The 21,743-nt window shown below is 34.8% G+C and carries 17 protein-coding genes; 7 read left to right on the top strand and 10 right to left on the bottom strand.

The genetic code is table 11. From position 1 onward, the window contains the following. The first annotated feature begins 277 nt into the window (after positions 1-277). The 4 genes from FGL66_RS02710 (at position 278) to FGL66_RS02695 (ending at position 6,728) form a co-directional block, all read left to right on the top strand. A complete protein-coding gene (locus FGL66_RS02710) occupies positions 278-1,468 on the top strand; it encodes an LCP family protein (protein ID WP_180810081.1) in 1,191 nt (396 codons plus the stop codon). A gap of 24 nt (positions 1,469-1,492) precedes the next feature. Further along, entirely contained in the window at positions 1,493-1,963 is a 471-nt protein-coding gene (locus FGL66_RS02705; RefSeq protein WP_180810080.1) for a DUF2538 family protein, read from the top strand. 375 nt (positions 1,964-2,338) lie between these two features. Then, the gene (locus FGL66_RS02700) at positions 2,339-2,761 is read left to right on the top strand and encodes a GNAT family N-acetyltransferase (protein ID WP_180810079.1); all 423 of its coding nucleotides are present in this window, start codon (positions 2,339-2,341) and stop codon (positions 2,759-2,761) included. Positions 2,762-2,942: 181 nt separating this feature from the next. Then, entirely contained in the window at positions 2,943-6,728 is a 3,786-nt protein-coding gene (locus FGL66_RS02695) for an N-acetylmuramoyl-L-alanine amidase (RefSeq protein WP_180810078.1), read from the top strand. Between the two features lie 261 nt (positions 6,729-6,989). On the opposite strand, the gene FGL66_RS02690 is transcribed toward FGL66_RS02695, so the two are convergent. Next, positions 6,990-8,231: an aminoacyltransferase gene (locus tag FGL66_RS02690; RefSeq protein ID WP_180810077.1), complete on the bottom strand. Its 1,242-nt coding sequence runs from the start codon at positions 8,229-8,231 to the stop codon at positions 6,990-6,992. 273 nt (positions 8,232-8,504) lie between these two features. After that, on the bottom strand, positions 8,505-10,313 hold the full coding sequence (locus tag FGL66_RS02685) for an acyltransferase family protein (RefSeq protein WP_180810076.1): 1,809 nt from the start codon (positions 10,311-10,313) through the stop codon (positions 8,505-8,507). Between the two features lie 304 nt (positions 10,314-10,617). Between FGL66_RS02685 and FGL66_RS02680 the strand changes: the two genes are divergently transcribed. Beyond that, the gene (locus FGL66_RS02680; RefSeq protein WP_180810075.1) at positions 10,618-11,628 is read left to right on the top strand and encodes an acyltransferase family protein; all 1,011 of its coding nucleotides are present in this window, start codon (positions 10,618-10,620) and stop codon (positions 11,626-11,628) included. A gap of 152 nt (positions 11,629-11,780) precedes the next feature. Continuing rightward, on the top strand, positions 11,781-12,953 hold the full coding sequence (locus tag FGL66_RS02675; RefSeq protein WP_180810074.1) for an aminotransferase class I/II-fold pyridoxal phosphate-dependent enzyme: 1,173 nt from the start codon (positions 11,781-11,783) through the stop codon (positions 12,951-12,953). A 57-nt stretch (positions 12,954-13,010) separates the two neighbouring features. On the opposite strand, the gene menB is transcribed toward FGL66_RS02675, so the two are convergent. The 4 genes from menB to FGL66_RS02655 are packed head-to-tail and all read right to left on the bottom strand — an operon-like array spanning position 13,011 to position 17,649. Further along, a complete protein-coding gene (gene menB, locus FGL66_RS02670) occupies positions 13,011-13,829 on the bottom strand; it encodes a 1,4-dihydroxy-2-naphthoyl-CoA synthase (protein ID WP_180810073.1) in 819 nt (272 codons plus the stop codon). 17 nt (positions 13,830-13,846) lie between these two features. After that, on the bottom strand, positions 13,847-14,638 hold the full coding sequence (gene menH / locus FGL66_RS02665; RefSeq protein WP_180810072.1) for a 2-succinyl-6-hydroxy-2,4-cyclohexadiene-1-carboxylate synthase: 792 nt from the start codon (positions 14,636-14,638) through the stop codon (positions 13,847-13,849). Further along, a complete protein-coding gene (gene menD, locus FGL66_RS02660; RefSeq protein ID WP_180810071.1) occupies positions 14,625-16,298 on the bottom strand; it encodes a 2-succinyl-5-enolpyruvyl-6-hydroxy-3-cyclohexene-1-carboxylic-acid synthase in 1,674 nt (557 codons plus the stop codon). Before menD ends, menH begins: the two co-directional genes overlap by 14 nt. Then, on the bottom strand, positions 16,291-17,649 hold the full coding sequence (locus tag FGL66_RS02655) for an isochorismate synthase (RefSeq protein WP_180810070.1): 1,359 nt from the start codon (positions 17,647-17,649) through the stop codon (positions 16,291-16,293). The genes menD and FGL66_RS02655 overlap by 8 nt, the downstream gene beginning before the upstream one ends. A 179-nt stretch (positions 17,650-17,828) precedes the next feature. Here FGL66_RS02655 and FGL66_RS02650 point away from each other — a divergent pair, with 179 nt between their 5' ends. Further along, positions 17,829-18,767, top strand: coding sequence for a 1,4-dihydroxy-2-naphthoate polyprenyltransferase (locus tag FGL66_RS02650; protein WP_180810069.1), 939 nt, complete (start codon positions 17,829-17,831; stop codon positions 18,765-18,767). Positions 18,768-18,886: 119 nt separating this feature from the next. On the opposite strand, the gene FGL66_RS02645 is transcribed toward FGL66_RS02650, so the two are convergent. From FGL66_RS02645 to FGL66_RS02630, 4 genes are all read right to left on the bottom strand, one after another. Further along, complete coding sequence (locus FGL66_RS02645) at positions 18,887-19,654, bottom strand: ABC transporter permease (RefSeq protein ID WP_180810068.1); 768 nt, start codon at positions 19,652-19,654, stop codon at positions 18,887-18,889. Next, positions 19,651-20,304: an ABC transporter ATP-binding protein gene (locus FGL66_RS02640; protein WP_258007300.1), complete on the bottom strand. Its 654-nt coding sequence runs from the start codon at positions 20,302-20,304 to the stop codon at positions 19,651-19,653. Before FGL66_RS02640 ends, FGL66_RS02645 begins: the two co-directional genes overlap by 4 nt. Before the next feature lies 1 nt (position 20,305). Further along, positions 20,306-20,869, bottom strand: coding sequence for a GNAT family N-acetyltransferase (locus FGL66_RS02635; RefSeq protein ID WP_180810067.1), 564 nt, complete (start codon positions 20,867-20,869; stop codon positions 20,306-20,308). Between the two features lie 266 nt (positions 20,870-21,135). Beyond that, complete coding sequence (locus FGL66_RS02630) at positions 21,136-21,738, bottom strand: CPBP family glutamic-type intramembrane protease (protein ID WP_180810066.1); 603 nt, start codon at positions 21,736-21,738, stop codon at positions 21,136-21,138. Between the last annotated feature and the right edge of the window lie 5 nt (positions 21,739-21,743).

Genomic DNA, 21,743 nt, shown 5'->3' with positions numbered 1-21,743 from the left:
ATTTTAATACATCTTATTCTAACCTCCGAAACATCATCTGTATTATAACATCAAGTCTTGCGAACAAAATGTAATACTCGTGATCGATATTGAAAATGACATAAAATTTTAACAATTAAACCCTATACTTCTATTCACTAGGTTTTTTCTATCAATTAAGCCTTCTATACACCTTAGTTTTAAGCTGTAAAATATTTCAAATGATTGAAAATCGTCTATTAAATACTATACAATAAGTAATCATATGTAAAACAACATTAACTAGGAGCAATTATCGATGAATCGAGGACTTAAATATTTATTATATGCATTATCCCTAATGCTCATCATTGTTCCTGCAATTTTTACTTATATGTTATTCAGTTCATCCAAAGGGGCTTTCGACCATTCTTTCTCTGAATCTGACATGCGTCAATCAAAACTCAGAAATACAGAAGTTAATGCATCAAAAGATCCTGTCTCTATTCTGTTTTTAGGCATTGATGACAGTAGTTCTAGACGAGAAAATGGTCAAAGTACATCACAATCACGAACAGACGCCATTATCTTATCAACATTTAATCCCGACTCAAAACAAATCAGAATGTTAAGTATTCCTCGTGACACACTAAGCTATATCCCACAAGTTGGCTATAACGATAAAATTACTCATGCACATGCTTACGGTGGTCCTGAAGCATCAATGGACACCGTAGAAGCAACCTTAAACGTACCAGTTGATTACTATATACGAATTAATATGGAAGCATTTGTAAAAACGGTAGATGAGCTTGGCGGTATTGAATACGACGTCCCCTATGATTTAAACGAACCTAATACAACAGATCAGGGACGTATAAAACTCAAAAAGGGAAAACAATTGTTAAATGGTGATCAAGCTTTGGCGATTACACGTACGAGAAAACAAGATTCCGATTTAAAACGCGGCGAACGACAAATGGAAGTTCTAAAAATTTTATTCCGCAAAGCTCAAGAAACGAATTCACTTCATAAACTCGATGACATTATTGAAATTGTAGGAAAAAATTCTAAACACAACTTAACGTACAAAGAAATTCAATCACTAGCCAAAATATATTTAACAGGTGATGTTGCAATTAAAACACAACAACTTCAAGGCGATAATGAATTACTGAATGGTATTTATTATATCTATCCGAATGAAAAAGAACTCATTAAAACATCTAATATACTGCGCAAAGATTTAGGTTTAAAAACGTTAGTACGTGATGACTTTTTAATGAGCCGTATTGCTGATTATTATGGCAGTATTTTCCCACTTACAGAGATTGATACCTCTTTAATAGATGAAGCTTTTCTGCCTCAAGATAAAAGTAATACAAGCGATAACAATAGTACAGAAGACACAGCTGAATCTGATACAGAAAACACAACAGCTCCTGAAGCGTCATATAACACTGAGCAATCTGAATCCCTATATACCGAGGATTTTGCAGATTATTATTAATGTTCGAAATGAGGAGGTTCACCTATGGCACGCCATACACACGAAAAATTAAAACAAATTGATGGCATGTTTAATATGCTCGAACAACAAATTATCCATAGTAAAGATATGGCCCACTTCCGTCAAGAATTGTTCTATGTCAATCATGCACATCGTGAAAACTATGAAGCATTGTTACTCTACTACACTGACAGTGAAACAAATCCAATTATCAATGCAGCCTGCTACATTGTTGCTCTTCCTGAAATTTTTGATGCAATCGATGTATTTAATGCACCATTACCTTTTTCATGGGTTTATAACGAAGAGGGGCTTACGCCTGAAATGACAAAATTAAGCGTCCCTATACAATATCTTGTAGCAGCAGCTTTGGAAGTAACCGACGTCCAGATTTTCAAACCTTCTGGCTATACAATGGGGATGAACAATTGGAATATCGTACAAATGCGCATTTTCTGGCAATACACTGCATTAGTTAGACAAAATGCACAGTAGTACTTTTTAAATATATCTTACGGAGCTGGGGTTAAAATACACTTTTAATCTCAACTCCTTTATTTTTATCTTAAAATCCCCCATTCTTTTTTGTTACCTCTGACCCACAATAATCCAAACACATATTGAACCACTATAAAAAACTACAAATATTTAAATCCTTTTCATCCCTATTCTATTCTTAGTGTGTACGCTAAAGAGCGTGATGAGATATTAATAGTTCTACTCCTCTTTCAATCTTCATTCGCTGCTATATTATCCTATTACTATATCAACTTTTTTTCTTACGTATTTCTTACATTAACCATTAACAATTGCAGATGGTATCAAATTTATCTATTATTAATTACATCACTTTAACAAGGAGGACACTTTATGTTTAAAGAAGTAACTACTAAAGAATCCTATCAAGATGTATTATCCATCCGAGAGGCCGTTTTTATCGAAGAACAAGGCGTTTCTCGTGATGAAGAAATAGATGAATACGAATCAACTGCGCATTATATTATTGGTTATGACTCAGAAGGAAAACCTATGGCAACTGCACGTTATCGTAGTGTGGATGATACCGCTAAAATCGAAAGAGTAGCTGTTATGAAAGCATACCGAGGACAAGGCATTGGTAAACAACTTATTTTAGCTTTAGAACAAATAGCAGCGCAACATGGTTTTTCTCATTTTAAACTTGGTGCTCAAACGCATGCTATCCCCTTCTATGAGTCTTTAGGTTATCGTGTGTATGGAGATACATTTATGGATGCAGGCATTCCGCATAGATATATGTCTAAAACACTTTAATACACTGCAAATGCTATCATAACCATTAATTTTAATATAAAATTTTTAGTACAATATTTTACAACTTTCTCCTATATTAAAGTTAAATTACAATCTAGTTAAAAAGCACTATTTTCCTACTCAAAACCCTATAATAGAGTTATTAAACTTATAAAATCAATTGTTCAAAAGGAGTCGTAACATGGTTAAAAAAATTGGGTATAAAACCCCTTCTATCATTGCTTTAACAATTGCAGGAACAGCAATTACTGCCCAGCACGCAGATGCTGCTGAAAACGTTCAAACACAAGAAACACCAGTCAATGTACTCGATGACACTACCGTTTCACAACAAGGGGAAGTTGCGAAACAACAAACTATTGAAGGACAAACACCGATCTCTGGTACGCAAACATATAATGACCCTTCAAAAGTAGATACTACAAACAATACACCTACCGAAACATCAAGCCTTCAAACTTCGGATGTTACTTCTACTGATGAAAATGTAGCAACAGCTTCACCTGAAACATCAGAAGCTGAGTCTCAACAAACAGATGTAACAAATTTAACAGAAGACGAAGCACCTATTGCTGAAAATGATATTGACATGCATACTGAAGGTGAAATAACACCTGTTACATATAACAATACAGAAATGGACACATCAGCAAACAAGATGGTTCATCAAGAAGAAGTAGCTACAACATCTCAAAATAACGTTCAAACAGTAGAAGATACAGCAACGACAGTAGACAACGCCAAAGCTTTAGAAGTTGCAAATAATCCAAATGAAGCTACACCACCTCGTATTGGAGGTCAAGGCAGCTCTGCAACAACGGCAACAGCCTTTCGTTCAGCTGTTGCCCCACGTTCAGTAACAACACCTGCTTACAAGCCAACGGTTAATTCTGAAATCAATACGTATATTCGTAATAAAAACTATAAAGTACCAACGTATGAACAAGATTATTCAAATCATTTCCCTAAATATGGCTATCGTAATGGTGTTGGTAAACCTGAAGGCATTATTATTCATGATACTGCCAATGACTCATCTACAATTGATGGTGAGATTAGTTATATGAAACGTAATTATAATAGTGCTTTTGTTCATGGGTTTATTGATGGTAATCGCATTATTGAAACACAACCTACAGATTATTTAGCTTGGGGTGCTGGTAGTGCTGCCAATCAACGTTTTATCCATATGGAGCTTGTACACGTTCATGACTATGACTCTTTTGCACGTCAAATGAATAATATGGCGGATTACGTTGCTACAAACCTTCAATACTATGGCTTAAAACCAGATAGTGCAGAATATGATGGCAGAGGAACAGTGTGGACACACCTTGCTGTTTCAAAACATTTAGGTGGTACAGATCATGTCGATCCACACGGATACTTGAATTCTCGTGGTTATAGTTACAATGAACTTTACGATCTTATCCTTGAAAAATATCAAACAAAAATGGGTATTACAGCCCCTGCATTTTCTAAAACAAATACACCTACAGTGAATACATCAACAACTCATACATCATCACGCCCTGCCGTGAGCAAAAATAACCTTACTGTTACTCAAGATTTAGGTTACGGTCGTATTAATCAAACAAATAAAGGACTTTTCGCTACTGTATATGATCAAAAAGGTAAGCCTACCAATCAAACAGGTCATACACTAAAAGTCACTAAAGAAGCAAATTTAAATGGTAAAACATTCTACTTGATGTCTGATGCTAAAACAAACGCATTGCTTGGATGGGTTCAAAAAAATGATACAAGTTATCAAAGTGCTCAACCTGAAAAAACATTAAATAAAAAATACACTGTAAAGCCAAGTACAACTGTTTACAATGTGCCTTGGGGAACAAAATCACAAGTCATTGGTAAAACATCTACAACATCTAATCAATCGTTTAAAGCAACGAAACAACAAACAGTCGGTAATACGAATTGGTTATTTGGTACAGTAAATAAAGTAACGGGTTGGATCAGTGCCAACAATATTGCAAGTACGCCTAAAGCACCAACAAAATCATCTATTATCTCACCATTAAAAGTCACTAATGATACCGGTATGGGGCGTATCAACACTAAAAATAATGGATTACACGTTTCTGTATACGATCAACACGGTAAAAAGACAACAGCAACAAATCAAACGATGCGTGTTACAAAAAAAGCATCATTAAATGGTCAAAACTATTATTTAGTAACTGACTATCAATCTGGCACACACTTAGGTTGGGTCAAACAACAAGATGTTAAATATCGCTCAAGTGAAGCAGCACGTAATATTCAAAAAACCTTCACTATTCCAAGTGGTACAAATTTATTTGCAACACCTTGGGGAACAAGTAAACAAATAACAGGTACAGTAGCTGGTAAGCACAATCAAACTTTTAAAGCTGTAAAACAACAAAAAGTAGCAAATACAACTTATGTTTATGGTACGGTTAATCGCATGGCGGGTTGGGTTAACCAAAATATATTATCCGTTCCTAAAGCTGTAACAAGTGTGAGTCAGCACGTTTCGCAAATTGGCCAACTCAAATCAACGAATAATGGGCTTAAAGCATCTGTTTATGACAAAACATCAAAGGATGCATCCAGATTTGCGGATAAAACATACAAAATTACTAAAACAGCATCTGCAAACAATCAAGACTATGTATTACTTCAAAATACGAATGGTAAAACACCTCTTGGTTGGGTAAAGGCCGATGACGTCTTTAAACGTACATTAGGTCAAACACAAAAAACAAAAACGCAGTACACTGTTAATCACAATACATCTGGTCTTTATGCGATGCCTTGGGGAACAGCTAAACAACAAATTGATACATTGAAAAAAGTAGCAAATCGTACATTTAACGCATCTAAGTCGATTGCTGTTGGTAAAGATACGTTCGTCTATGGTAACGTAAACCGCAAAACAGGATGGATTAACCAAAAAGATTTGACACCCGTAAAAATGATAGCGTCTCAAACTAAATTTACACGTACTTCTATGCAGCCTAGCACATCTGGCATTACATTAAATCAATCTAATGATTATTTTGTCTTTAATGAAAATGGTTTCATTTATGCTAAAGCTGGCGACATAAAAGCGATTGGCGCATTAAAAAAATATTATGAAGATGTATTCTCAGTTCAACAATCTAAAGTAGTCAATGGTATCACTTGGCATTATGGCGCTTTCCAAGATGGTACAAAAGGATGGATTAAAGCAGCTGATTTACGTTCACAATTAGTCAAATATTATGCTGTCAATCATTCATTAAACCAATCACTTAATAAACAGTATGCACTTAATCCCAAGCCACAAATTCAGCGTACCGCTGGCAAATGGGAAAATGCAACACGTGAAGAAACGCGTCGTGCTATGGACACGCAACGCATTGCCAAAGATCCAAATGAAATCTATCAATTTTTAAAACTCGATCAATATCAAGGTTTAAATGCTACGGACTTAGATAAGCTATTAAAAAACAAAGGTATTTTAAATGGACAAGGTGAAGCTTTTAGAGAAGCAGCGATTACACATAATATCAATGAAATCTATTTAATTTCACATGCTTTACTTGAAACAGGTAATGGTACATCTAAATTATCAAATGGTGGCTATGTTACAAGCAATGATAAAGTGGTAACAGATAGTCGTAAAAAATATTACAACATGTTTGGTGTTGGTGCATTTGATCACGACGCTGTACGCAATGGTTTCAAAACAGCTGAATCATATGGCTGGGATACTGTGCGCAAATCTATTGTTGGCGGAGCTAAATTTATCAAAGAAAAATATATTGGTGCCGGTCAAAATACATTGTATCGCATGCGCTGGAACCCTCAAAATCCAGCAGTACACCAATATGCCACTGATATTACATGGGCAAGTCATAATGCAAAACGTATGAAAAACTTCTACGATCAAATCGGTGAAGTCGGTAAATATTTCGATATTGACACATATCAAAAATAACAAATCAACTTCAAAAACCAGCTGTTGTACAGTGAAGTACAGCAGCTGGTTTTTTAGGTATGTCATCATGGTGAGCTTTACACTCTTTTAAATATCATCATTTCTTTATCACTCATGCAAGACATCTCACAATAGAAACAATAACATCATCTATGTCTCTTTAATTCTATTTAAACACTTAAATTTATGGAGATATTATCCTCAAAAAGTTGAGACTACATATATCATCCCATCTCAAAAGGTGAACACCCCTTGAGAACCCTATCCTCTTAAACGCTTGTAAATACGATAAAACAGTGGCCTAATAGGTTTGATAAAATCTCCAATATATTCCTCTATATGTGCATTAAAGCCTTCTTTAAATCGCTGTACACCGTAATCTTCAGCTTCTCCACTAAAATCTCCAGTAATACCATAAAAGTTATAGCGATCAATGTGATTCTGTTTAGCAAACTGAATCATTTCCCATTGCAAACGATATGCCCCCATATATGCATTATAGTCCGGATTGGAACCACTCGATAAATAATATACTTCATAATCATTATGAAGATAAATGGCTGCTGCTAAATCTAGTAACTCACCCTCTGTACTGATACGTTCTTGAGTTTGTATTCTTTTTTTCTTTTGGCTGTCAAGTTGCTGTATTAATTGTTTATATTTTGTTTTATTCTTCTTAGAATTAGGGTTTTCAGCTAAAGCCTTTTCAACATCTATTAATGCCCCTGTCAACTCATGAATACGTTGCTCATACGTTTGAAGTAACTTTTTTAAATCAATATATGCTAGTTTTAATTGTGCTTGTTTGCCGTACATTTTTTGGAGTTGCTTAAAATATGGTAGCTCTCTAAATTTAAATCCATGTTTTTCTTCTGCCATACGAAAAAGTTTAAAAAAGCGTTCTGTCTCTTCAATCGATAAAGTCTTAACTTCTACGCCCATTTCATATGTTTTTTTAATATTTCGTCGTGTTTGATAGTCCATCTCTTTTAACAATTGGTCTTCTGACTTATCTTTTAAATCTAATACTGACAACCAACGAATTTGACTCATAGATGAATAACCTACCGTATAACCTTGATGTTGATAGCCTAAATTTTCCATTACCCTTATAAATTGATCATTCGTATGTGTTTCAATAATATTTCCTTTTGCATCGCGGATATTTTCAAGAAGATATGGGTCAGTAAGTATATACAAACCTCTCTGCTTTTTTAAATATGTACTTAAATTCTGATAGAAAAATGAAACAATTTCATCATTATCATATGCCATTACAGGACCACGATGTGTATAAAAGTACTTAAAAAACTTAAAACATGGTGCCTCTGTCAACAAACATGCTGCTAAAACTTCTCCATTATCTCCTTTTACACCAACGAGATGTGCGTCGTGTTGGTACTTATTTCGATACTCATAATGTGCAGTAGATTGTGTATAATGCACTTTTTTATTGCGAATAAAATTTTCGAACTCTTGTGTTGTCAACTTGGTAAATTTCAAAAAAACACCCCTAATTATTATTTTAATTACGCTATCGAATACATACACATCATGTGAAAGATGAGTCCTATTTTATCAGGTTTATCTTTTTTATGTATGACACAATAATGTCTAACTTTTATGATATTCAAACTTACGCTTGTTAATATATACCCTCACCTTTCATTACGTAAATCACGAAAGATATAAAATATTGACAATAGCTGATCAAACATCTTTATAATAAAAAGCCATTAATATCCTTTTTAAAGAACTATTAATGACTTTTGATACTTATTTAGTTTGATTTTTTTCAATTTCTTTATCTAGCTCTTGGACTAAACGTTCAATACCTGGATGCTCTAAATGAATACCATCATACGCAAAAAATTCAGTATGTCCAATACCTGCTGAATACCAATCTACTAGTGTAACATTTTTATGTTTTTTTGCTGTTTTCGCTAATAAATCATTAACATGCCCTTGGTAATCTCTTGGTACAGTAGTATTAATCACATATACATCAGCTTTATCAAACATTTTAATGAGTGCTTCAATTTGTTTCTGATCAAAGTCTCCATTCGTCCCAATTTGAATAATAACTTGCTGACCTTCTTTATTGTATGAAGCATAGTTAGAAGCTACATCAAGTGCTTCGTCCATCGTTCTTCCAACACGTGCATCAATTGTTGGTGTGGTGTAGTGTTCATCTAAATAGTATCCCATTCCTACTGTTAAAGAGTCACCGATAAATAATGGTGACAACTTCTTAGCTTCAAATGATGTATCAGTTGATTTTTCACTTTCTTCTTTGACTGTATCAGGTTCAGGCTCTTTTTTTTCTTGTGGTTGTGACGTCTTATAGACTGCTGCTTTTTGATCTTGCTTTGCAAAGCTATCAAACTGACCTGACAATACTAAAGTGGTCATAACTACTGCCGCTAAAATTAATGGTGTTCGAATAAGAGAGGTCACACGTGCTTCTTTCATATAAAATGCACGTAAACCATATCTTCTGAATGGTGTTTCAATATAGCGATAAGAAATTTCTGCCATCAATAGTGTTAATACAACATCAATAATATATACATAAAAAGGATACTGACCCGCTACAAAGTGTTTATGAACAAACGTAATGATTACAAAATGCCATAAATAGAGACTATATGAACGTTTGCCAATATAAACAAACAGTGGATTTCCCATTGCTTTTGCAAGTAACCCTTGAGGTTGCACAACACTTGCAATAATCAATAATGTCAATAGTGATATGGCATAAAAACCTCCACTATATAACCAATATTGCTGTTCATTTACAATAACAAAAAGAACGAGTAATCCTACTAAAGCACTACTACCTAAAATATCTACTATGCTGCGACTTACCATAGAAGGTTTAGCTTTAAGCTTAAACGCTGGCCAAAGAAATGCGAAGATCACTCCAATGAGTAGTGTTTGTAAACGTGTATCTGTTCCAAAATATGTGCGTGAATTGTTTGCATCTGGCATCGATAGATAAAACATCCAAGCTGCTGACAATAGTGAAATAATCAATAATGTCCAGACAACCCATTTCTTTTTTTTCAATACTTTTAATAAAGATAATAATACTAATGGGTAAAAAATATAAAATTGTTCTTCCACTGCCAATGACCATAAATGTTTAAGTGGCATAGGTTTAAACTGGTCAAAATAATCAATGTCTTGAAAAATATACCACCAGTTTGATACGTAAATTAATGCTGCTACGGCGTCACCTTTAATTGCCTTTAATATTTCTGGTTCAAAAAAGACGACATAAATGACGGAAATAAGCACTACAAATAGCATCGCTGGTATCAGTCTTTTAAATCGTTTAATCCAAAATGTTATGAGATCAATTCGCCCATAATTATCATATTCAAATAAGAGTAAAGAGGTAATGAGATAGCCTGAAATGACGAAAAAGGTATCTACTCCTAAAAAACCGCCTGGTAACCATTGTGCACTTAAATGATAGATAATAATACCTATTACTGATATTGCACGTAAACCATCTAAGCCCGGTAAATACCTCGGTGGATGTTGCAATCGTTTCAACTCTGAAAAGTTATTGTCAGTCATCACTATATATCCTTTACTTTAAATTATACCACTCGTTTTACGGTACTTTTTTCAATTTACCATATATCCTTAAAAATGAGAAATATTTACTCAATACTATTCCTATTATAATGTTTTACAAGTTAAAATTAAGATAAAGCACTTTAAATATAAGATATAAGCAATACAAATTCACTAGTATATATTATAAGGTTATACTTATCTTCACTTTTTCATATACTTTATTTATTGTTTATTCATTGCATTTATTACAGCAGTTATACTACATTTAGTAATGAATGATAAATAAAGGAGTTCACTCATTATGACAAATGTACAAAAAAGGGATGCATTTTTTGATAATGCACGCGCAATCCTTATTACTTTAGTCGTATTCGGTCATTTAATTCAACCTTATACGAGCGATCAACCTTTTTTAACTGCACTGTATTTATTGATTTATAGTTTTCATATGCCTGCATTTCTATTCATTTCTGGTTACTTTGCAAAAGATGTGGGACGTGCAGGCTATATTGAAAAGGTTGGAAAAAAGTTACTCGGCCCTTATTTAATCTTTTTTGCTTTTTTCTCGTTTTATTATTTTTTCACAGGTAAAAATAGTAAAGTCTACTTAGATGTATTTGATCCTGTCTTTGCATTGTGGTTTTTACTTACACTCTTTTTCTTCAATGTTATCATTGTTGTGATACGTCAGTTCAAACCACAGTATGTTTTACCTATTGCTATTATGGTATCCATACTGTCTGGTTTTTCGACAAATGTAGACGGCTATTTAAGTTGGTCTCGAACACTTGTATTTTTCCCGATTTTTTATGTTGGCTATTTACTCAATACGAGTCAGTTCAGTCAATACATAAGAAATAAAAAATTCATACCCGTATCACTCATTACTATGCTGACCTTTTTTATCATTTATTATATACACCCTATCGATTCAAGTTGGTTATTAGCAAGCTCACCTTACAAAGCACTTGATGGTATAGACCTTATTTTAAGCCCATTCAAGCGTTTGTTACTCTATTTTATTATTATGACATCAATGCTAGCATTTCTCAATTTAGTACCTGAACGTCACTATTGGTTTACCTATATTGGTTCAAGGACTATGTATATTTATTTGTTGCACGGTGTATTTATAGGGATCATTCGTGGACAACAAATTTATCCATTTATTGACGCACATCCTATTTGGGGATTACTCTACAATATATTATTATCGTGTTTTATTGTGTGGATTTGGTCAACGGATTTTATTGCTAAATGGACCAGCCCCTTTGTTCAACTGAAACGCCCTTCTACATTCAAATCATACTAGCAGTACATAATTGGATTGAAAACACCCAAGCATTGATGTTTTCAATCCGATTATTATTATTTTAAAGTTTCTAATAAATTAAGTTTTCTGTCTTTATTTTAATGTGGTATCCTTGTAAATAAATCATTTTTAATATAAAGGACTTGATACATATGAAACTTGAACTTAATCATCTTAGTCAACATTTAAAAGCACCCAGTATTCGACAATTTTCAAGTAGAATTGGTCAAATGGAAGATGTCGTGAATTTAACCGTAGGACAACCCGATTTTCCAATGCCACGTCTTGTAAAGCAAGCATACCAACAAGCTATCGAACATAATCATACAACATATTCACATAACAAAGGATTACTTGAAACTAGAAAAGCCGTATCACACTATTACAAAACACGCTTTAATATTCACCACAACCCAGAATCAATCATTATTACAAATGGTGCATCAGAAGCACTAGATACTTCATTGCGCTGTATTATTAATCCAGGTGATGAAGTCCTGTTGCCGGGACCTGTATATGCAGGTTATATTCCACTTATTCAGTCTCTCGGGGGTGTACCTGTCTTTATTGATACACGTCATACTGGACTTAAAATAACACCAACAGCTATTCAAGAACATCTCACAGAGAAAACACGTGCAATTCTATTAAACTATCCGTCCAATCCAACTGGGATGACTTTAACACAACATGAAGTTCAAGCACTCGTTGATTTATTAAAAACTTTACCTATTTTTGTTATTAGCGATGAAATCTACGCAGAAAATACATTTAATCAACGTCATATATCTTTTGCAAGTTTTCCTGAATTACATGATCAATTGCTATTAATCAACGGACTTAGTAAATCACACTCAGCAACAGGGATTCGTATCGGCTTTTTATCGGGTCCTGAGTATCTTATTGAAAAATTGACATTCATGCATGCCTATAACTGCATATGTGCTAATGTCCCGTCTCAGTTAGCGACCATTTCTGCTTTAACAGAAGCGGTCGATGCACCTCAAGAAATGAATCATGCCTATATTGAGCGCCGTAATTATTTGGTTACTGCACTTACCGATATGGGATTTTCACTTTCATCAATTCCACAAGGGGCATTTTATATCTTTCCAAATATCCAAAAATTTACAGATGATGACTATGCATTTTGTGTAGATGTGCTGGAAAAAGCCCATGTCGCAATCGTTCCTGGTTCCGCCTTTACAGACTGTGGACATGGTCATATTCGTATTTCTTATGCTTATGATATGACACAACTCAAAGAAGGTATGTCTCGTCTAAAAACATACTTACAAACACACTACCCTCATGCTTTTAATTAAAAAAACAGGCAATGAAACCTTTTCTAAGCATGTTTCATTGCCTGTTTTTTGTAATTCTTATGGAAATTTTGGGAATTGGTCAAAATCTGGGTCACGTTTTTCTTTAAATGCATCTCGTCCTTCTTTGGCTTCATCTGTTGTATAATAAAGCAATGTTGCATCTCCGGCAAATTGCTGTAATCCCGCTAAACCATCTGTATCTGCATTCATAGCCGCTTTTAAGAAACGTAATGCTGTCGGTGAATGACGTAATATCTCTTTACACCATTGCACTGTTTCGTCTTCAACTTTATCAAGTGGTACTACTGTATTTGCCATTCCCATATCTAATGCTTGTTGTGCATCATATTGGCGACACAAGTACCAAATTTCACGTGCTTTTTTATGACCTACAACACGTGCTAAATAACCAGAACCATAACCTGCATCAAATGATCCCACTTTAGGGCCTGTTTGTCCAAACTTTGCATTGTCTGCAGCAATTGTCAAGTCACAAACCACTTGTAGAACATTACCTCCACCGATTGCATAGCCTTTAACCATCGCAATAACAGGTTTAGGAATAACACGAATCAAACGCTGTAAATCTAATACATTTAAGCGTGGAATTTGGTCATCTCCTACATAACCCCCATGACCACGCACTTTCTGATCTCCACCTGAACAGAAAGCTTTATCGCCTTCACCTGTTAAAATAATAACACCTATACGCTCGTCATCACGTGCTCGTGTAAACGCATCGATCATTTCTTGTACCGTATTCGGTGTGAAAGCATTATGTACGTGTGGTCGGTTAATTGTAACCTTAGCAATGCCTTCAAAAAATTCATATTTAATTTCTTTATATTCTTTTAGTGTTTCCCATTGTCTCGCCATGGGTCAACCTCCTCTAATTAAGCTAAAATAAATGCCAGTACTATTGTATCAAATTTATCACAATCTTCCACATGAACTGTATGACCTACATTAGGTACAATGTGAAGTGTACTATTTGATAACTTACGTGCCATTTGCTGTGCGATATCCACAAACTTTTCATCCCATTCACCAACAATGAGTTGGGTCGGACAGTTTATGTTGGGCAACTGTGGCCATAAGTTAGGCATATTTCCTGTACCGTAATCAATAAGTGCTTTTGCCAAATGATGTGGTTGTTGTGCTAATCGCATTTGACGTATTCTCTGTCGTTCATTTAGTGATAAAAAGCGCTGCGATTGAAAAAGTGGCAGCTGTTCCCAATCATGTACAAACAATTGAATATCTGCTAATTTTAACACTTTTGCACGTGCTTGATCTATAAGTCGTCGTTCATGTCTTGCGTTATCGTCTTGGATACCCGCTGTACCGCTCTCAAGTATAAGTCCTCCGAGTGTATGGCCATATATTAATGCATAATTCAAGGCTACTCTTGCTCCCATTGAATAACCATGCATATATATTTCATAATCCGTGTATGATGCAAGTATCTGATGAAGTTGTTCACCAATCCATTTCAGTGACCATTCCTCTGCTATTGGCGATGTATCTTGACCATGCCCCGGCAAGTCAACACATATTACATTCATATGGGCAGTTAATGGTTTAATATGGGCATCGAAAGTACTTTGATCGCTAATAAAACCATGCAACATAACTAATGTCTTTTTTGTTGATTGCTCTGCAGGATGCCATTTATAATGTAACATTCGTCACCTCACGCAAACGTCGATAGAGGTGCTGATGTGCTTGAAAGTTAGCGTCTCTATCTGTTTCTATTTCTATCAAATGTGAGGATACTTTAGATAAATCTGTATATTGAAAAGCCCCTCTATCATTTACTTTATTGTAGCCTAAGTCATATAACACAGCGACTTGTTCAAAATCCAATCCAGTCGGTGTGCCAAACAGGCGCTCAAAATAGTCAGAGGCTTGTTCTTTTTGAGGAAGATATGAAAATATTCCCCCACCATTGTTGTTTAACAATACAATATTCATATGAATATCATTTAATTTTGACATTAATAATCCGTTCATATCATGATATAATGCCAAATCACCGATCAACAATGTTACTGAACGATGCACTGCCATTCCTAATGCTGTTGATACAACACCATCAATTCCATTTGCGCCACGATTAGCATAAATACGTGATGTATGTTCAAAATAAAGATTATCAATATCACGAATCGGCATACTATTGCTGACAAACAAACAATCTGTTTCATTCAACTTATCCAACAATTGACTCACATACGCTGCTTCTCCTATGGCTTGTTGCTGATGTCCTTTTATTTCCATACGTGCTTGATGTTCCATTTCTTGCCAGTGTTTCAACCACATTTTACGATAAGTACTCGGTATGGTTTCTAAAGATCTAAAAAAGTCATTGGCAGACATTTCAAAGAAGTAATCTGGCTTTTTTGGGAAAGCGTCTCTATTTGAACTGTTCTGTACAAGTATTTGCTCGGCTGTTGTTTCTTTTAACCATTGATTTAATTTTTTAGAAATAACAGGTTTTCCAACACGAATAATAAAATCTGCTTCTATTTCTAAACCTGCTCGTAACAACAAATCATATGTTGCTATCACATTAGGATGCTGTGTACTTCGAATACCATTCAATGGATCTGCTAGAATAGGCAAATCATATACCGTAGCAAACGTCAGAATTTGTGAAATATCTTGGTGCTGCATATCTCCTACAATAATAAGTCCTCTAGGTTGTCTCAAAGTACGTTCTATAACCGTTGCATCGATATTTTTTTGATAATGTGGCTGTGTATAAGTATGCGTAGTTAATAAATTCGTTCGTGTTAAATCAGGTGTTAATGGTTCACGAAATGGTAAGTTAAAATGTACAGGTCCTTGTTGTGGACCATTAAAATACTGGCTTGCACGTTCTAACTGATACTGGTTTGTTTCAATACACGTCATCGTACCATCAGCTAATGGCATATCAAATTGATAGCGTACATAGTTTTCAAACATATTAACTTGGCTAATTGCTTGAGGTGCCCCAATACCGCGCAGTTCATGTGGTCGATCGCTTGTTAAGACAATAAGTGGTAAACGACTAATATCACTTTCTGCAACAGCTGGTACATAATTGGCACTTGCAGTTCCTGATGTACACAGTAAGGCAACAGGACGTTCGCTCCCTTTAATAAGACCTAATGCAAAAAAACCAGCACTACGTTCATCTGGATGAATCCACGTTTTAATATGAGGATGACATTCAAATGCTAATGCAAGTGGTGTCGAACGAGACCCCGGACTAATCACAACTTCACGAACACCATAGGCATAAAGTTCAGATGCAAAATGAAATACTTGTTCTGTCAAATATTGTTGATGCTTAGTCAACTTTCTTCACTCCTAATGCGTCCATCATAGGACTAAATTTCAAAGCTGTTTCCTCTACTTCTGATACAGGATCTGAATCTTTCACAATTCCTGCTCCTGCAAAAAGTGTCGCTTGATTCTGATTGATCAACATTGAACGAATGGCTACAACAAACTCACAATTATCGTCAATGTCTATCATGCCAACTGGTGCTCCATACAAGCCTCGTGCATTAAATTCATGTGCATCAATATACTGTTGTGCCATCGCTTTAGGGTATCCTCCTAATGCAGGAGTCGGGTGTAAAACATCAATCAATCCCATATAAGAGTGCATAGCAAGTGACCCACCTATTTCTGTGTATAAGTGATAAAGGTGGTCATTCTTTAGGATGTTAGGCGTTAAATCATAATGGACTTCTGTAACAAATGGTCGGATATCCTCCAGAATACTATCTACAACAATTTGATGCTCTCCTAAATTTTTTCGATCTTTTAAAAAGCGTGCTAATTGTTCAGTATCTTGCTGTTCATCATGCGTACGACGTATCGTTCCAGCGACAGCTTTAGTAAATAGCTTACCGTCTGCCACTCTGAAAAGCTGTTCCGGTGTTTGAGATACAAAAGTAGCTTTCTCTGACTCTAATACAAATAAATAGCTATTTTTTTCATTTTGAAGTGCCTGATATAAAACTGTGCTTATAGGTATGTTTTTTTCAAACACAATATGACGCTGTCGTGATAACACAATTTTTTCATCCACTCCTAATTGCGTCACTGTGTCGTCAACAAGTTTTTGCCATGCTTCTCGATGTACATCCTCAATATATTTCACCTCAGGGATACTTTTTAAGTCAGCCGGAAGATATTTCAAATCTTCAAAATATGTGACAAGTGCATGAAAATCATCGATAGAAAAAGCGGCACGTTGAACTGTATAAGTTAAATATGCACTATTATCGTCTTGAGTAATCAATACCTCAGGGACGATGAAATGATTCATACCAAAAGTTTGCCACGCTTCTCCTGTACGCTGCGTAGAAAACTGAAAACCTCCACAAATACGCAAATGATGCTGATCACTATCAGGATGAATATAAGTAATATCACTTTTAATTTTTTGCCATGCTTCAAAAACTGAATGTCTATTAGGTGAATCATTTTTAATTTGCGCAGCACTTCGATATCCAAAAAATGCTGTATCATTGTTATTTAGGCGAAAGTAGAAGCGATTGCCTGATGCTTCTTCAGTCGCATTAAACAAAGTGATTGGATCCATCGTTTGAGATAATTTCACTTCTACTGAAACCCATTGCTGATTTGCTTGTTTTACCGCTTCTATGATTGCCTGTTCACGAGCGTCAACAGTCATCTCTTTCTCACTTCTTTCATCATTATCATCTAATTTTTTCCATTATTTTATTTTAACATTTTTATTAGAAATTGTGGGACGTATACGCTTTAACATTTAAAGTTGCCATTGATTTCAATGTTAAACTTTTCTATACTAATGCTATGTTATAAATATTATTAGTCGAGGTTTTTATAAATATGGGAACGCAATTTGAACAACATTCATCATTACGTAAATATTGGTTACTCATGCGACCACATACATTGACAGCTTCTGTTGTCCCTGTATTAGTCGGTAGTGCAACTGCCAAACTTTTTTTATTAGGCAGTGAAGACCATCTTTCTATTGGACGATTTCTTGCTATGTTGTTAGCATGTTTATTAATACAAGCCGCAACGAATATGTTCAATGAGTATTATGATTACAAAAAAGGATTAGACGATCAGGAATCTGTCGGTATTGGTGGTGCTATTGTAAGACATGGTATGACACCTCAATCTGTCTTTAACTTAGCAGTCGCTTTTTATGTTATTGCGGCATTATTAGGACTTTTCCTTGCATCACAAACTTCCTTCTGGCTCATACCAGTGGGCATTATTTGCATGGCAGTAGGTTATCTTTATACAGGTGGGCCTCTTCCAATATCATGGACACCATTAGGCGAGTTATTCTCCGGTTTTTTTATGGGGATGTTCATTATCTTGATTGCCTTCTATATTCAAACCGGAAATATTCAAAGTTATGCAGTCTGGATAAGTATTCCAATTGTAATAACGATTGGTTTGATTAATATGGCAAATAATATCCGTGATCGCGTAAAAGACCAACAAAGTGGACGACGGACTTTACCTATTTTGTTAGGCAAACAACTTTCACTTTACGTTTTGGCAGCTTGCTATATCTTCGCTTATGTTTTTGTTATTTATACGGTGTTCTTTAAAGACGGTGGTTCAATCTTTTATCTGCTTGTCCTTCTCAGCTTTCCTATGCCTATAAAAGTGTATCGTCGTTTTAAGAAAAATGACACACCACAATCTATGATGCCTGCAATGGCTGCGTCGGGTAAAACAAATACCTTTTTCGGTCTATTATATGCATTAGGTATTTATATTAGTGCATTATTAGCTGGTATTTAAGTATAAAAACATTATAACTTTGCTAATTGAAGCAGGGTAAGATAGAATCAAAAAGTTCCTATCTTACCCTGCTTTTTAAATTTTAAAATACGCATCTTTTTATTTTTACACTTCAAGTTTTATTCAGATTGCTTAATTTGTATCAGTTGATGACGCTGATTGAAAAATTGACGATAACTCAAATATGTACTCACAAATGCTGAAATAATAGTTGCTGTTGTATGAATAAACACGACCATTAATTGGAATTTAATTGCCTGTAATGGTGCAACACCTGCGATAATGAGCCCAGTCATCATACCTGGTATCGATACTAAACCGTATGTTTTCACTGAATCTATCGTAGGTACAATCGCTACTTTTATACTTTCACGAATTGCATCTTTTGCTGCTAATGCTGGAGTAGCACCTAATGATAACTTAGCTTCGATAGATTCTATTTCTTTCGTAAAAATACGATCTAGGTTTTGATAACTTAAATTAATGGCGATCATACCATTACTCCCTACCATTCCTGCAACTGGAATTAATTCATTAGGCTTCATACTAATTGCACCAGTTAATAATACACCACCAAGGGATAATAATGCTCCTGACATAATTGCAACAAAAGAAATCCAAAAAACATTTTTCATAATTTCCGATGCGCGTTTTCTTGTATTCGCTGCAGCATTAATCATAATCACCACAATAAGCACTAAAACAATCCATGGTTCTTTCAAATTAAATACAAATTCTAACAAATAGCCAATAATCACCAATTGAACCACTGCTCGTACAGCCGCAATTATTAAATCTTTCGCAATATGCAAACGTTCTTTGAAAGAGATTACAATAGGAATAAGCAATAATAGTGCTGTTAACATTAATGATGTCGTACTCATCATGAGTGACTAACCTCCTTATGCAACTCACCATTTTGTATAACAATTTGACGATTAAAATAACGTCGACTTTGTGCTTCATTATGTGTAATCCATAATACAGATGTTCCTTGCTTAACCATATCAAAAATAAGTTTTTCAATTTGTAAGCTATTTTTAGAATCTAGCGCACTTGTTGCTTCATCTAATAATAAAATGTCAGGTGTATACATCAATTGACGTGCAAGCGTAACGCGTTGTTTTTCTCCACCTGACATATGGTGTACCGAATCTGTCAATTTATACTTTTTTAAACCTACTGATGCTAACAAAGTCTTAGCTCTGTCTATATCAAAGTTTTGTTTTCGTGCAATAGATGGAAAAGCCATATTATCAGCAATTGTTTCTCCAAACAACTCTACACTTTGCGGCAAATAGCTAATATGCATACGTAAGTCTTCGGGCTTATAGTTTTCATAAGGTTGACCTTTAAAATAAATGGTTCCTTCAGTGGGACTAATTAAGTCTGCAACAATGCGTAATAATGTACTTTTCCCACTACCAGAAGGACCCGTAACAGCAATTGCCTCTCCTTTATTCACACTAAACGATATGTTCTCTATTATACGTCGATCTGCAATACAATAACTCACATCTTTAAGCTCTAACATCATACTATGCCTCACATGTGTATGTCATATAGTGATAACGATGACCATACAATATTTTTTCTTTCTTCACTTTAAACCCTAACTTTTTATAAAGGTGTAAAGCACCTTCATTTTTATAATCACAATTCAGACTCCACGTTGCACCTGATTTAGAAGTGATTAACGTATTCATAAGCTGATGTGCTACACCTCTTCCTCGATATTCAGGAAATGTTGCAACAGATTCAATATATAAATCCTCTTTATCCGCCTCCATCAATGGTAATGGCGTTCCTGTTGATAAAGGCAAAGTTTTAGCAATAGGTAACGCCGTCCATGCCGATTCATACACTTGCTCATTTGCTCCAGAATATGCAACAATCATTCCCGCTACCTCTCCATCGATTTCATATACATAAATGTGACTTAAATGATTACGTGAATGAACATCAGTCGTACTTTGTTCTATTGCTGCTATCACCTGCTCAACTGGATAACGTTCAACAATCTCTAACTCCATATCTTTCCAAATAATATATGTTAATTTAGCAATTGCATGAATATCTTTTTCTTCTGCTAACCTGATCATCTTATATATGCTTCCTTTCAGAATTCGATTATTTTCTATATTAATATTATAAGTATAGCATTAAAATGAATCACTTCGGACAACTTAAAAACACAGCTCTATTATTTGAGCAAATACATCTCAAATAAGAACTGTGTTGTCATAAGATAAGGTGTTTTAATAGGAAATACTTATGTCCATCATGATTCAAACCATTTCGATACAAAGCACTTACTACCGCTTTAATATATTTATCTATTTTATAAGCAATGACTTCTAGTCCTAAGTCAACCATTAAAAATGAGTAAAATAACAACCGCTACAATTTGAGCAACAGTTGTTGTAGCAGTACGTCGTGTATAATTATAACTTACACCGAGTATCAACTGGCATATAAAGATAAAAGCAACAATCCACCAACGGTCTAAATATATAAAAAAGGTACTGGAAGTGATTGCACATAATAAAATGCTTAACCATGCCTTTTGAAACCTGCGATCCAATTCTTTATGTAATATTGAACGAATGTAAAGTTCATGACACGGCATCACAAATAGCAATGTGATTAACATCTGCCATTTAAAGTAAACGCCCGTTCGCGACAGTTGTTTAATCAATGATGTGTATGTTAAATCTTTTGTAATCCAAGAAAAAACAACTTGTATAAGAACAAGAATAACACCCGTGACAAGACCTACTGCGATAGATGTTAGCAATCGTTTTGATGCAATATCACGCTGATAAAAGACATAACTAATACCTGCAATAAGCATAATACCCGTATAAAGCTGCCAATATACAACATGTTCTCCCCACATCATCAATAAAATAACATGGAAGACAATAAAACTAGAAATAAACCAAAGTAGCGGTTTGTTCATATTTTTCATGGTAC

Source organism: Staphylococcus sp. 17KM0847, assembly GCF_013463155.1.
Lineage (GTDB): Bacteria > Bacillota > Bacilli > Staphylococcales > Staphylococcaceae > Staphylococcus.
Note: the sequence above shows the minus strand (reverse complement) of the source record. Positions and strands in the feature narration are given on the sequence as shown.

Bases quoted from the DNA above. Each gene is read 5' to 3' on its own strand.
- FGL66_RS02695 (WP_180810078.1), top strand. From the start codon at position 2,943: ATGGTTAAAAAAATTGGGTATAAAACCCCTTCTATCATTGCTTTAACA.
- FGL66_RS02705 (WP_180810080.1), top strand. From the start codon at position 1,493: ATGGCACGCCATACACACGAAAAATTAAAACAAATTGATGGCATGTTT.
- FGL66_RS02655 (WP_180810070.1), bottom strand. From the start codon at position 17,649: ATGACTGTTGACGCTCGTGAACAGGCAATCATAGAAGCGGTAAAACAA.
- FGL66_RS02680 (WP_180810075.1), top strand. From the start codon at position 10,618: ATGACAAATGTACAAAAAAGGGATGCATTTTTTGATAATGCACGCGCA.
- FGL66_RS02650 (WP_180810069.1), top strand. From the start codon at position 17,829: ATGGGAACGCAATTTGAACAACATTCATCATTACGTAAATATTGGTTA.
- FGL66_RS02685 (WP_180810076.1), bottom strand. From the start codon at position 10,313: ATGACTGACAATAACTTTTCAGAGTTGAAACGATTGCAACATCCACCG.
- FGL66_RS02675 (WP_180810074.1), top strand. From the start codon at position 11,781: ATGAAACTTGAACTTAATCATCTTAGTCAACATTTAAAAGCACCCAGT.
- FGL66_RS02645 (WP_180810068.1), bottom strand. From the start codon at position 19,654: ATGATGAGTACGACATCATTAATGTTAACAGCACTATTATTGCTTATT.
- FGL66_RS02700 (WP_180810079.1), top strand. From the start codon at position 2,339: ATGTTTAAAGAAGTAACTACTAAAGAATCCTATCAAGATGTATTATCC.
- menH (WP_180810072.1), bottom strand. From the start codon at position 14,638: ATGTTACATTATAAATGGCATCCTGCAGAGCAATCAACAAAAAAGACA.
- FGL66_RS02640 (WP_258007300.1), bottom strand. From the start codon at position 20,304: ATGATGTTAGAGCTTAAAGATGTGAGTTATTGTATTGCAGATCGACGT.
- menB (WP_180810073.1), bottom strand. From the start codon at position 13,829: ATGGCGAGACAATGGGAAACACTAAAAGAATATAAAGAAATTAAATAT.
- FGL66_RS02630 (WP_180810066.1), bottom strand. From the start codon at position 21,738: ATGAAAAATATGAACAAACCGCTACTTTGGTTTATTTCTAGTTTTATT.
- FGL66_RS02635 (WP_180810067.1), bottom strand. From the start codon at position 20,869: ATGATCAGGTTAGCAGAAGAAAAAGATATTCATGCAATTGCTAAATTA.
- FGL66_RS02710 (WP_180810081.1), top strand. From the start codon at position 278: ATGAATCGAGGACTTAAATATTTATTATATGCATTATCCCTAATGCTC.